The organism is Algoriphagus halophilus (assembly GCF_041729275.1).
Classification (GTDB): Bacteria; Bacteroidota; Bacteroidia; order Cytophagales; family Cyclobacteriaceae; genus Algoriphagus; species Algoriphagus halophilus_A.
Genome location: NZ_CP146486.1, coordinates 2,600,758 through 2,614,237, shown reverse-complemented (window position 1 = coordinate 2,614,237; position 13,480 = coordinate 2,600,758). Strand labels below are relative to the sequence as shown.

At 38.2% G+C, this 13,480-nt stretch carries 6 protein-coding genes and 4 pseudogenes; 6 read left to right on the top strand and 4 right to left on the bottom strand.

Going from position 1 to position 13,480, the window contains the following annotated elements; translation table 11 throughout:
- Positions 1 to 84 precede the first annotated feature (84 nt).
- The 5 genes and pseudogenes from lysA (at position 85) to V8V91_RS13935 (ending at position 6,057) form a co-directional block, all read left to right on the top strand.
- Positions 85 to 1,316, top strand: a pseudogene (lysA, locus tag V8V91_RS13955) (diaminopimelate decarboxylase).
- Between the two features lie 222 nt (positions 1,317 to 1,538).
- Positions 1,539 to 2,311: pseudogene (locus tag V8V91_RS13950) on the top strand (PorP/SprF family type IX secretion system membrane protein).
- Between the two features lie 26 nt (positions 2,312 to 2,337).
- Positions 2,338 to 2,589 carry a type IX secretion system membrane protein PorP/SprF gene (locus V8V91_RS13945; RefSeq protein ID WP_373395631.1) on the top strand — a complete coding sequence of 84 codons (252 nt, stop codon included), beginning with the start codon at positions 2,338 to 2,340 and terminating at the stop codon, positions 2,587 to 2,589.
- 427 nt (positions 2,590 to 3,016) lie between these two features.
- Positions 3,017 to 5,029: a gliding motility-associated C-terminal domain-containing protein gene (locus tag V8V91_RS13940; RefSeq protein ID WP_373395630.1), complete on the top strand. Its 2,013-nt coding sequence runs from the start codon at positions 3,017 to 3,019 to the stop codon at positions 5,027 to 5,029.
- A 3-nt stretch (positions 5,030 to 5,032) separates the two neighbouring features.
- Positions 5,033 to 6,057, top strand: a pseudogene (locus V8V91_RS13935) (type IX secretion system membrane protein PorP/SprF).
- A 101-nt stretch (positions 6,058 to 6,158) separates the two neighbouring features.
- Here V8V91_RS13935 and V8V91_RS13930 read toward each other — a convergent pair.
- From V8V91_RS13930 to V8V91_RS13915, 4 genes are all read right to left on the bottom strand, one after another.
- Positions 6,159 to 6,731 carry a hypothetical protein gene (locus V8V91_RS13930; RefSeq protein ID WP_373395628.1) on the bottom strand — a complete coding sequence of 191 codons (573 nt, stop codon included), beginning with the start codon at positions 6,729 to 6,731 and terminating at the stop codon, positions 6,159 to 6,161.
- 1 nt (position 6,732) lies between these two features.
- Entirely contained in the window at positions 6,733 to 7,248 is a 516-nt protein-coding gene (locus tag V8V91_RS13925; protein ID WP_373395626.1) for an RNA polymerase sigma factor, read from the bottom strand.
- A 100-nt stretch (positions 7,249 to 7,348) separates the two neighbouring features.
- Positions 7,349 to 8,266: a mechanosensitive ion channel family protein gene (locus V8V91_RS13920; RefSeq protein WP_373395624.1), complete on the bottom strand. Its 918-nt coding sequence runs from the start codon at positions 8,264 to 8,266 to the stop codon at positions 7,349 to 7,351.
- Between the two features lie 415 nt (positions 8,267 to 8,681).
- Complete coding sequence (locus V8V91_RS13915; protein WP_373395621.1) at positions 8,682 to 9,707, bottom strand: glycoside hydrolase family 43 protein; 1,026 nt, start codon at positions 9,705 to 9,707, stop codon at positions 8,682 to 8,684.
- A 399-nt stretch (positions 9,708 to 10,106) separates the two neighbouring features.
- Between V8V91_RS13915 and ileS the strand changes: the two are divergent.
- A pseudogene (gene ileS / locus V8V91_RS13910) lies at positions 10,107 to 13,480 on the top strand (isoleucine--tRNA ligase).

Here is a 13,480-nt window from a genome sequence, read left to right as displayed (position 1 = left end):
AATTACATTTACGATAAAGGAAAAGAGGAGGCTTATGCCTCCTTTTTTTGTTATTTGGCTATCTTTGGGCGCAAATTTCAGATCATGTCAGCATCACACAACCCTATTTCAATCCAAGGGGTTTCCTTGGAAACTATTGCAAAAGAATTTGGTACTCCATTGTATGTTTATGATGGTGAGAAAATCACTAATCAGATACTTACTCTAAAGAAGGCATTTGAAAAGGTTCCTTTGAAGATTAAATATGCTACGAAGGCATTGACCAATATTTCGATTTTGAAATTGGTGAAAAGAGCAGGTGGTGAGGTAGATGCGGTCTCCTTGGAGGAGGTAAAAATATGTCTTGAAGCGGGCTATGAAGGGAAAGACGTCATGTATACCCCGAGTGGGGTGAGTATGGATGAAATCAAAGAGGTAGTTGGACTGGGCGCCATGATCAATTTGGACAGTATTTCAATATTGGAGCAATTTGGACAGTCCTTTGGAGATTCAGTACCGGTTTGTATCCGAATTAATCCACATATCATGGCTGGAGGAAATGCGAAAATTTCAGTTGGGCATATTGCAAGTAAGTTCGGTATCTCCATTCAGCAATTAGACGATATCCTAGAGGTAGTAGCACGCTATCAGATGAAAGTGATAGGCCTCCATTTACATACTGGTTCGGATATTCTGGATGCTGAAGTATTCTTGAAAGGGGAAATGTTCTTTTTGATGCTGCCATGAATTTTCCGGACTTGAAGTTTCTTGACTTTGGAGGAGGTTTTAAAGTGGGATATAAGGAAGGTGATGTGGTAACGGATATCATGGCAGTGGGAAATAGGGTTTCCGAAGCTTTTCTGGAATTTTGCAAAAAATATGGGCGAGACCTGGAATTGTGGTTGGAGCCGGGAAAATTTGTCGTAAGCGAATCAGGATATTTGTTGGTTGAAGCCAACGTGGTAAAAAAGACTCCGCAAATTACCTTTGTAGGAGTGAATTCTGGGTTGAATCATTTGATTAGACCCATGATGTATGATGCTTACCATGGAATTTATAATGTAAGTAATCCAGAAGGAAAGCCTGCTACCTACCACGTAGTGGGATACATTTGTGAAACAGATACCATCGCTGCTGGGAGAGCAATTGAGGAAGTTAGAAGGGGAGATATATTAGCTATCAAAAATGCTGGAGCATATGGGATAAGTATGGCCTCTAATTATAATTCAAGGTTAAGGCCGGCTGAAGTCTTGGTATGGGAAGGTAAAGCCCAATTGATTCGAAAAAGAGAAGAATTTCAAGATCTTATTCGCAATCAGGTAATTCTTGATATTTAATCAGGAATATTTCCAAATAAAATCTCTTTGGTATAATTATTGAGTTTCAAAGCCATTAATTGACTTAATCGCATAGGGAAAATGCGTTTAATCATAACGGTTTGAAACCCAATAAGATTGTATTTCTCAATCATAAGCCCTAGTAGTTTCACAACCTACATTTCATTTTAAATTCACGGTTTTCCGTTGCAGGTATTTTACCTTTGCCGTATAGGGATCGTGATGAAGATTATGTTGAGGAAGATCTTAGGCGTATGTGTGATTTTGATAGTACAATTTTTTGTACGGTTAGATATCTATGCCCAAGATACCCAATACTCCCAGTTTTATGCAGCCCCAATTTATTTAAATCCTGCCCTTACAGGAGCAAGTGAGCTCACACGGATTGGTGTCAATTATAGAAACCAATGGCCTGGATTAGATCAAAGCTTCAATTCCTATTCCGCTTATATAGATCACTATATTATGGATTACAATTCGGGTATAGGATTGATTTTTAATGGAAGCCAAGAAAGCATGGCGCAGCTTTCCACAAATGAAATTGGTTTATCTTATGCCTACCGTTTACAGATTAGCCAGGATTTATTCTTCCGAGTGGGAGGGCAAGTCAGCTTTATGCAGCGGAATGCCTTTTTCTCAGACTTGGTATTTGGAAGTCAAATAGATATTGTAAATGGAACCATAGGCGGAATCACTGATGAATTGGATGGGGTACCGCTGGATTCCAAGTATAGCTTTATGGACTATGCGGTCGGGGGTTATTTTATACCAATAAGTATTGGTTAGGAGTTTCAGCCCATCACTTGTCTGAACCTAACCGGTCTTTTGTAGAAGGTCAAATTTCTAAACTACCCATGAAGCTTTCTGCTCAAGGAGGTGTAAAGTTTGATTTAGGGCATGGGGGAGAGATTATTTTACTCATGCTTATTCGGAAAGATCTATTTCCTTTGCCTTCAACTATAAGCAACAAGATCCTTTTAATCAGCTCGATTTAGGCGCCCAAGTTTTTCTTGAACCACTAGTGTTGGGGCTTTGGTATAGAGGACTTCCAACCAAGAATTCTTTGCCTAATAATGAGGCCGTAATTGGATTGGTTGGTGTTTCACTTCCTTCCGGGTTGGATATTGGATATTCCTATGATGTGACTGTCTCAAAATTAGGACAAAAAAACAGTGGAGGTGCCCATGAACTATCCATCAGATATACTTTTTTATGGGGTGATCCAAAATCTAGAAACCAAAGAGGAAGAGTTATTCCTTGCTTTAAATACTAGCGTTGAGTAACATTCAGTAAACTTTTTTAAAAAAAATCGATTTTTTTTAAAAAATATTCAGAGCCTGATTTTCAGGCTTTTGTCTTTTATGATCAAAAAAAAGCATCATTTCATACTTTTTTTGATTATGGTAATTTTTTAATAAAAATGATACTTTTTCAAGTTTGAACTATTCCCTTTTGACATGCTTCCAATCTTTGGATAATAGAATTTTTCTGCACTTATTTTAAGATAAATACCAAACGAAAGAATATCATTTTGTTGTATACGATTTGCAAAAAATATTATTCTTAAAAACGAAATACAAAAACCCTATTATATAAGGCAATTTTACCCAATTGAAAATCAGGCGCTTGAGAATCAGGCGAAAAAAGATGAAGAAGGCATTCTCTACATATGGCTTAATGATATTTCTCCCCTAATAGTGATGGGATATATCAATTCCATTCATGCGCAATCATCTTTGAAAGGCCTTGATTTCGTGCAGGCTCGAACAATGGGAGCTTCCGGTATTCAGGTTGCTGTTTCAGGAAAACTTGCTCTTTGCTCTCATTCAGAGAAAGGCCACATTAATTTAACGGTCACCGGAGGCGAGGCTCCATATACCTATAAGTGGAATACAAATGAAATTACCAAAGACCGTACCAATTTATACGCAGGAACCTATACTGTTGAAATTACTGATGCAAAAGGTGCGGTCCATAAAGAGAATATAATAGTTCAGCCTCCCTACCCATTGATTTTAAACCCTATTGAAATTACTTCAGCTTCTTGTGGATCGGGAGCTGATGGTTCGGCAAAGCTTAGCGTGAAGGTAGGAAGAGGTGAGCCTTATAAAGTCACTTGGAGCAATGGAGTAGTGGATCAATGGGAAGTGGATGGCTTAGCACCAGGAACCTATTCAGTGAAGGTTGCTGATATTTATAATTGTGATGTAACGGTATCTTTTGAAGTAAAATCTGAATCTGAAGGTATTTCGGTACAAGAATCCACAAAAGACCTGTCTTGCAGTGGGATTGAAGATGGGGCAATCAACCTTTCTGTAAGTGGAGGACAAGCTCCTTATATCTATAGCTGGAGTAATGGAGCTACTACCCAAAATGTAGATAACCTCTCTGCGGGTAATTACACCGTAATCGTCAAAGATCAAACGGGTTGTTCCTTTACAGCTAATTACGAGGTGAAAAGTCCAGAGGTAATGAATTTAACTGAGTCAATCCTTTCTCCTAGCTGTGATGGAAATGCAAATGGAGAAATTGAAGTAGGAGTAATAGGCGGGAAAGCTCCTTATACTTACCAATGGAGCAATGGACAGAATTCAAAAAAAGCCACCAACCTTTCTTCTGGTAACTATTCTTTGCTTGTCTCTGATGCTTCTGGATGTACCATTGAAAAGCAGTTCAATCTTTCTAATTCTTCCAATCTGGATCTCTTTATTACAAATAGCCAACCTGCTTCTTGTGAAGGAGGTGAAGATGGCTTAGTAGAACTGGAAGTTCAAGGCGCTTCTGGGGAATATTCTATAGAATGGTCAGATGGCGTCAAGGGGCTTTCTAAGAGAGAAGATTTAGCTCCAGGTACTTATTCAATTTCTGTTAAAGATGTCTCAGGCTGTGAAATCAATAAATCTTTTGAGGTGAAGGGTTCTGGAAATATCAACGCAAGAATTGAAAGTATGCTTGATGTGGATTGTGAAGAAGGCTCTTTCACAGGAGTCGCTTGGGTCTCTATAGAAGGTGGTGTGGAACCTTATACCATCGAGTGGAATAATGGGAATACCAATGCCCGAGAGATCAATTATTTTAAAACGGGAACCCTAAAAGTAAAAGTAATTGATGCTACAGGTTGCTCAGTGGTTACTGAAGCCAAAGTAGATTACCCTAATTTGAACACTCAGGGAAGTAGATTGAATTTCCAGTATAGAAAATTGGAAATTTCAAATGAACCAGAAGTTCAAGTGCATGAAGAAATAATTTTTGAAAGTGAAATCTCTGAGGAATTCATTGCCTGGGAATGGCATTTTGGAGATGGAAATAAATCATCTGAAAAAGACCCAATTCACATTTTTGAAAAAGCAGGGTCATTTGAAGTCACACTTACTGCCTTCGATATTTATGGCTGTTCAAGCATCGAAAAAAATACTGTTCAAGTAAATGTGCCTGAGGAAATGATTGTCATTCCGAATGCATTTACTCCAAATGGAGATGGCCTCAATGACGTGTTTATCCCCAAAATGAAGGCTGTTTCAAATTTCTCCATGGAGGTATTCAATACTTGGGGAGAAAGAATGTTTATGACCAACAGCCTGGAATCTCAAGGTTGGGATGGTACTTACAAGGGACAGGCTTTACCTGCCGGTAACTACCTATATAAAATTACCTACACCAATGCTGCTGGCGAAAATCAAAGTCGCAGAGGCGGAATCACCCTTATTAGATAGGTTATGAAAAGAATTTTTACATTAATTATTTTAGGAATGCTGAGCCTGACTTTACAAGCCCAGGATGTGCAGTATTCCCAATTTTATGCAGCTCCTCTCTATTTAAATCCAGCGATGGCTGGATCCTCCGAAATGACTAGAATTGGAGTTAATTATAGGAATCAGTGGCCTGGCTTAGATCAATCCTTCACTTCTTATTCTGCATATGTGGATCATTACATGTTTAATATTAATAGTGGGATAGGATTAATTTTCAATAAATCCCAACAAAGCATGGCCAACCTTAGTGTATCTGAAATTGGCGCTGTTTATTCTTACAGGATGAGGCTAGGGTTCCGCTCCTTTTTGAGGATTGGGGGCAAGTTAGCTTTATGGATAGGGATGCTTATTTTGGTGATCTGATCTTCGGAAGTCAAATAGATGATCAAACTGGATCAATTGGTGATTTCAGTGGAGAAAACCTTGGCCAAGATGTTCGCAGACAATTCATGGATTATAGCTTTGGTTTCCTTTACAACAATGAGAAGGTTTGGTTTGGAGTATCCACAGCGCATGTTACACAGCCTAATTTGTCCTTTGTTGATGGTCAAAATAGTAAGTTGCCACTTAAAGTTTCCGCTCATGGTGGGGTGAAATTTGATCTATCTGGTGGTTCATCTACTGCATTTTACAATCAAAAATCAGGGACCAAAGAGTTAACATTGGCTTTTAATTACAAAAACCAAAAACCTTTCACCCAATTGGATATGGGAGCCCAGCTCAATATTCAGCCTTTAGTTTTGGGGATTTGGTATAGAGGAATTCCAGTTTCCAATTCCGAACAGCCTAATCATGAATCTATCATTGCCCTAGTAGGAATGTCATTAGGTGGAGGCTTAGATGTGGGATATAGCCATGATTTTACGATTTCTTCCCTTGGAAATGCTAATACGGGAGGTGCACACGAAATATCCCTTCGATATAGTTTCCTTTGGGGAAAAGCTTCTGGAGCTGGCAGAAAATCCTCTATGCCTTGCTTTAAATATTAAGAATTTAGCTGATTATGAATCAGCTTTAAAATCTTTTAATTCTTGTAATTGGATTAATGATTTTTCAATGTGACTTATGCCGGCGCTTGAAATCACCCATTTTACCCATTTTTTTCGGCATTTTTTGGTTTTATATGCCAAAATAGAAACACTGACAAACAAGCAAAGAGACCTGTTATTACATATTGAATAATTACCCAACTTGGATTCGCATGATCAGGAAACCATGAATTGCTCAAATGCCAAGTAGTGTAAAATGGAATTTGTAAAACTACAATTCTCGTACTGTTTATCAAGGATAGCTTGAGATTCAAAAGTTGTTCCTGTATATCTGCTACAGGCCTTTCAAAATTTATTTGACTAACCATAACCAAATGCCTGATGTAATCAATAAATACTTTTAGGTTTACCAGGAATATAGCCCCAATAGAGAGGACAAAGAAGTCTATTTTATAAGGGGTGGCAGCAACCCCGATCCCAAGAAGAGCTCCCAAAAACAAAATGTAAATGGCTCCAGTAACAATTCCGAGAACTTTTTCTGCTTTTAATCCTACCAATGCTTTTCTCGCTTTTTGGGAAATCTGTTCTTTGAGTAGTTGAGAATTGATATTCAATAGTTCATCTATTTTGTTTTCTTGTTTTTTCCAAAGTCTAAGTAATTCTTGATCTTCCATTTTACAGTTGATTTAGTTTTTGAAACTTTTCTTTGATCACCTTTTTAATACGACTGATTTTCGTAGCGACATTAGACTCCGAAATCCCCATGATTTCTGCAATTTCCCTGTAGGAATTTTCATCGAGATATAAGAGCATGAGTGCCTTGTCAAATGCATTTAATTCTGAAATAGAAGCATACAGAATACCAATCTGATGGTCTATTGGATCCTCTTTCGTATTTGTGAGTTCAATGAGGTCAACTTGTATCGCTTCATTGATTTTCTTACGCTTGGTTTCTTTTCTCAAGTAGGAGATAGCCACGTTTAGGGCAATTCTGAAAAGCCATGTGGAGAATTTAAACTTGTCGTCATAGTTTGGAAATGCTTTCCAGACATGGAAGGTGATTTCCTGAATTAAATCTTTTCTTTCCTCTTCAGAATTACAATAAGAACGAGCCACTTTATATAGGATTCCTTTATTGGTTTGAAGGAGTTCTATAAATTCGGAGGGCTTATCAATTTGCTTAGATTGCATCTGTTTTGCTTTTCTCAATTATTCGCAAAGCCATTTAAAAAATCACAGATGGATGAAAATTTTTTCAAGTAATTCGGTATAATAAAGAGGATTGAGGGGATTAGCTCTTTTCCTTTTCCATTAATACACGGGTTTTTGGGAGGCATTCAGGGTAATTTTTTTGAATGAATTCAATCATTTTTTCCCTCACATAAACTCTCAGATCCCAGGCAATTGGAGAATTTTTAGCGCTTACCAAAATCCTTGTTTCAACCGTGTGTTCATTCGTGTCGCTGACCTGTAATACCTTTACTTTCTTGTCCCATAGATCTGTTGTTTCCAGAATGCGGTCCAATTCTTTTCTGAGTTCGTTGAAAGGAATTGTATAATCCGTATAGAGAAAAACAGAGCCCAGTAAATCACCTGAAGTCCTTGTCCAGTTTTGGAAAGGAGTTTCCAAAAAATAGGTGGTTGGAAGTACTAATCTCCTTAGATCCCAAATTCTTACCACGATGTAATTCAGATTGATTTCTTCGATCCATCCCCATTCACCTTCTACCACTACCGCATCTTCCAGTCTAAATGGTTGGGTAAATGCAATTTGAATTCCGGCAATCAAGGTTCCAATAGCTTTTTGGGCCGAAAAGCCAATAATGATTCCAGCAACCCCAGCTGAGGCAAAAAATCCGACACCTACTTTTCTGACTGATTCAAAAGATAATAGTACTAACCCTATGGAGAAAAGAATGATAATGAAATTGGCAATTTTTACAAGAATATTGATTTGAGTATAGACTTTTCTGGCTCTGAGATTGTCCTCCTGAGAGATATCATATTGTTTTAAGAACATGGTCTTTACGATCTGCATTCCAACCAAGAAACACCAGGTAAACCCACTAATTATCAACACGGTATTGATGGAGGGTAAATAAGCCATCCACCCCTCCCAATCTTTAGATTGTCCTCCCAAATAAAGTTTCAATCCTGCAAGAATGATCGTGACCAGCAAAGGGATCACTAAGCGAGAATAATGTTTCATGTGCTATAGGTTAAAGAATGAAGCTTGAATGGATGGGGTGTACCAACCATTGAAAAAGGTGATTTTGGGAGGTATGAGTTTGAAAATTAGGTAAATAGCCTTAGAAAGGCAAGTTTGAGCAAGCTTCAAGTTTATTTTTTAAGTAGGATTGAATTAGTGAAACTCAGTGGATTGAGACTATTTAAGATGACATGACCAATTTTCTCTATAGAATGATCTAATCCTATTTTCTGATAAAAAGATGAGATCAATAAATAATCTCTAGAAGTTAGAAGAAAAGGTCTTCTTTTGATTTTGAGGGTAAAGAATCTGATATGTCACAAAAAAACCGCTACCTAGGTAGCGGTACTTATTATTCTTTTCTTGTTTCTTTCAATTACCTAAGGCTTAATAATAAATAAAGAAACTTTTTTCCTTATTCAATAATAGGGTTGGCAGCTACTCCTTCAAATGTCATTTTAATGGGTTTAATGGTACCATCTTCATTGAATTCCATCACATCCACACAAGTTACCCGGTGATCTCTGCCTTGATTAGGAATTGGCCTTCTATGGTATACCATATACCAGTCATCTGAATTTGGTTTTTGAATGACAGAATTATGACCTGCTCCAGTAGCTACAGTAGTATCAGATTCCAGAATAGTTCCAATTCGTTCGTAGGGGCCAGTTACCTTGTCTGATATGGCATAGGCAACTTTATAACTGTCGTTGGTCCATCCACCCTCTGACCACATGAAATAATATTTACCATTTCGGATAAACATGAAAGGTCCTTCTACATACCCTTCAGGGGTGATTTCGTGAAACAACTCTCCATCTTCCCAAGGCTCAAACCCGGTAAAGTCGTCATTCAATTTTCCAATATTGCAATGGCTCCAGCCTCCATAAAACATATAGTATTGCCCATCGGTATCTTTAAATACAAATTGATCAATCGGTTGAGCATCATTGTAAAAATCATCAATTAAAGGTTTTCCTAGATAATCTTTGAAAGGTCCTGCTGGTGAATCAGCCACAGCCACTCCAATGCCGCCATAATGATTGATATCATTGTCAGGATCCCATCCTGCCCTGCTCGGTCTTTGAACATCATTGGCTGAGAAGAATAAGTAGTATTTACCATCCTTTTCTATGGCAGCTGGTGCCCACATGGCTTGTTTAGCCCATTTTATGGCTGAGGTATCTAAGATGTTTTCATGTTTTTCCCAGGTTACTAAATCCTTGGAGGAGAACGCATCAAAGTGAAGCTGGTCTGTAAAACCCGCTGAAAAGGTAGGGTAAATCCAATATTCGTCGCCAAAAACAATTCCTTCTGGGTCAGCATACCAACCGGTGGAGATAGGGTTGCCAGATAAAATTTCAGCAGACTGCTCTTTTGGACTGGCGCATGAAAAAGCCAAACTTACCAATAAGGTATAAAAAGGGATTTTTGTATTCATCAATAATAGAGGTTTGAAATTTCTTGAAAATTACAAACTCCATTTCAGAGCAAATTGTCACTGGTGTAAAATACTAGATAAAAATACCTGGTTTACTGAATTAGACTAGAAAATACTCTTAATTCGAGAATCGCTAAAGAGGCTATTGATTTCCAGAGGACCTTCACACTTGCTCGTTTATTTTCAAAAATAAAATCAGTCTTGCCCAATCCCTCCATTTTTTCCCTTCAACTCACATAAAAAGGGGTATTTCTCTTATCTTTGTGCCTGCTTTTGAGGAGCATGAAAACCTTTTGGTTTTCTTTCCGATAATTAAGAGTCCGAACAAATTGGACTGTTGGGAGCTTAAAAAGCAATAATTGGAATCAAATCACCTACTTGCTTACAAGAAAGGAAATTGTGAAAACATATAAAGAGTTCAAACAAGTCGATTACCCGGCTATAGGAGAAGACGTACTTCAGTACTGGAAAGACAATCAGATTTTTGAAAAATCTATTTCAAATCGTGAAGGTGCAGAAACCTTTACTTTTTTGAGGGACCACCATCTGCCAATGGTACTCCAGGGATCCACCATGTCATGGCGAGAACCCTAAAAGATATTTTTTGCCGATATAAAACCTTGAAAGGGTTTCAGGTAAAAAGAAAAGGTGGTTGGGATACCCATGGCCTACCGGTAGAACTTCAAGTTGAAAAGGAATTGGGTATTACCAAAGAAGATATCGGTAAGAAAATATCTGTCGAGGAATACAACAAGAAGTGTAAAGAAACAGTCATGCGATTCAAAAATGAATGGGATGAATTGACTGAAAAAATTGGCTACTGGGTAGATTTGGATGATCCTTATATCACGTTTGATTCCAACTACATTGAAACGCTTTGGCATTTGCTGAAGAAGTTTTATGATAAAGGTTTATTGTATAAAGGATATACCATCCAACCTTTTTCTCCAGCTGCAGGGACCGGATTGAGTTCACACGAGTTGAACCAACCAGGCACCTATAAAGATGTGAAGGATACTTCCATCACTGCTCAATTTAAACTCAAGGGAGAGGACAACACTTTCATTCTTGCATGGACTACCACACCTTGGACATTGCCATCCAACTCAGCTTTGGCCATTGGCGAGAATTTGGATTATGTGAAAGTAAAAACATTTAATCCATATACCCATGAGCCTTGTCAGGTGATTTTGGCAAAGGCACGTATGAATGCATACCTCAACCCAAAGGCCGCTGAACTGAAAGTAGAAGATTACAAAGCTGGAGATAAATTAATTCCTTTTGAGATCGTAGCTGAGTTCAAAGGAAAGGATATGTTAGGTTGGGAATATGAACAACTTTTTCCAATTGAAGCATTAGCACTTCCTGTACCTGCATTTAGGGTGGTTTCAGGAGACTATGTGACTACAGAAGATGGTACCGGTATTGTCCATTTGGCAAAGGCTTTTGGTGCGGATGACTTTAGGACCTTGGTTCAAAACGACGTGCCAGGTGTTTTTGTGAAAGATGAGCAAGGAAATGAATTGCCGATTGTAGATCGCCAAGGGAAATTCATTCCTGTGGTAGGAGAATATTTATCTTCAAAGATGAAAGAACATGGAATCACAGCCCATAAAGAATATGGGGTGAATGATTTCTATGTAAAAAATTATACGGACGATGATGAGAATGCCGCAGATTTTAAAAATACGGATGTCATCATCTCCATTATTTTAAAGAATGAAAATAAAGCTTTTAAGGTAGAAAAGTATGAGCACAGTTATCCTCATTGTTGGAGAACAGATAAGCCTGTATTGTACTACCCATTAGAAAGCTGGTTTATTAAAACCACGGCCTATAAAGACCGTTTGGTTGAATTAAACAAGACTATCAATTGGAAGCCGGAAGCAACTGGGACTGGACGATTTGGAAACTGGTTAGAGAATTTGGTAGACTGGAACTTGAGTAGATCAAGATTCTGGGGAACTCCTTTGCCTATCTGGAGAACAGAGGATGGAACGGAAGAGAAATGCATTGGATCTATTGCTGATTTACAGGATGAAATAGAAAAGTCTGTTGCAAAAGGATTCATGGAAAAATCTCCCTATGAAGGCAAAGAGCTAGACCTACACAGACCTTATGTGGATGATGTGGTGCTGGTATCTGAAAAGGGTGAAAAAATGTTCCGGGAACCAGACTTGATTGATGTTTGGTTCGATTCAGGTGCTATGCCATATGCACAATGGCACTACCCATTTGAGAACCAAGATGTGTTTAAAGCGAATTATCCGGCTGATTACATTGCAGAAGGAGTAGATCAGACAAGAGGTTGGTTCTTTACGTTACATGCAATCGCAGTAATGTTGTTTGACAGCGTGGCATTCAAGAATGTAATTGCAAACGGTTTGGTTCTGGACAAAAATGGAAACAAAATGTCCAAGAGATTGGGCAATGCAGTGGATCCATTCAAGACCTTAAAAGAATATGGTCCGGATGCAGTTCGTTGGTACATGTTGAGTAATGCCAACCCTTGGGACAACTTGAAATTCAACTTAGATGGTGTTGGAGAGGTACAAAGGAGGTTCTTTGGAACCCTTCAAAATACTTATAATTTCTTTGCTCTTTATGCAAATTTGGATGCTTTTGTATATGATCCATCCAAGCTTGTACCTGTCAGTGAGCGTGCTGAATTGGACCAATGGATTGTTTCCAAATTACAGTCTCTAATAGTAGAGGTGGAGGAAGCAATGGATAACTATGATGCTACCAAAGCTACCCGAGCGATCATGAATTTTACGGTAGATCAATTATCCAATTGGTATGTAAGACTAGCTAGAAAGAGATTCTGGAGAGGAGATATGAATACAGATAAGCAAGCAGCTTATGAAACCTTGTATGAATGTCTTCTTACGCTGACTCAGTTGATGTCATCCTTCTCTCCATTCTATTCAGATTGGATGTACCAGAATTTGACTAAGTCCAGCAAAGAAGGAAAAGAATCCGTTCACTTGACGGACTGGAATAATGCAGATTCCAATTTGATCAATAAAGATCTGGAAGAAAGCATGGAGTTGGCTCAAACCATATCATCTTTGGTTCACTCTTTGAGAAAGAAGGAAAAAGTAAAAGTACGTCAGCCTTTACAACGAATATTGATCCCTATACTTAAGGAGAAAACAAAGGAACAAATTCAACATGTGGAAGAGTTGATTAAATCAGAAGTGAATATCAAAGAAATTGAATTCATTGACGATGCATCCGGTATTCTTGTGAAAAGCGTGAAGCCAAATCTTCCTGTTTTGGGCAAAAAGCTTGGTCCTAAAATGAGATTTGTAGTGGCGGCCATCAATTCATGGGGACAAGGAGAAATTGCTTCTATCGAGCGTGATGGAAAGATTTCTATCGATGTGGATGGAGAAGCTTTGGAATTATTGTTAGAAGAAGTATTGATCACTTCACAAGATATTCCTGGTTGGTCCGTTGCCTCTGATATGGGAGTTACTGTAGCCTTAGATGTCACCATCTCGGAAGAATTGAAGCAAGAAGGAGTGGCAAGAGATTTGGTGAACAGAATCCAAAACCTAAGAAAAGATATGGGGCTGGAAGTTCAGGATAAAATCAAAATTACTATAGAACCTACTTCTGATTTGGTAGTGGCTTCTACGGAGAATTTTGGAGATTATATTCAATCTGAAACTCAGGCTTTAGGTCTTACTCTTGAAAAAGACCTTCAGGAAGCAATTACTTTGGAGATGGATGATTTTGAAATAGCAGTAAAAGTAGAAAAGGCCTGA

Excerpts from the sequence above, each read along its gene's own strand:
- V8V91_RS13940 (WP_373395630.1), top strand. The coding sequence starts at position 3,017 with ATGGGATATATCAATTCCATTCATGCGCAATCATCTTTGAAAGGCCTT.
- V8V91_RS13930 (WP_373395628.1), bottom strand. The coding sequence starts at position 6,731 with ATGGAAGATCAAGAATTACTTAGACTTTGGAAAAAACAAGAAAACAAA.
- V8V91_RS13925 (WP_373395626.1), bottom strand. The coding sequence starts at position 7,248 with ATGCAATCTAAGCAAATTGATAAGCCCTCCGAATTTATAGAACTCCTT.
- V8V91_RS13920 (WP_373395624.1), bottom strand. The coding sequence starts at position 8,266 with ATGAAACATTATTCTCGCTTAGTGATCCCTTTGCTGGTCACGATCATT.
- V8V91_RS13915 (WP_373395621.1), bottom strand. The coding sequence starts at position 9,707 with ATGAATACAAAAATCCCTTTTTATACCTTATTGGTAAGTTTGGCTTTT.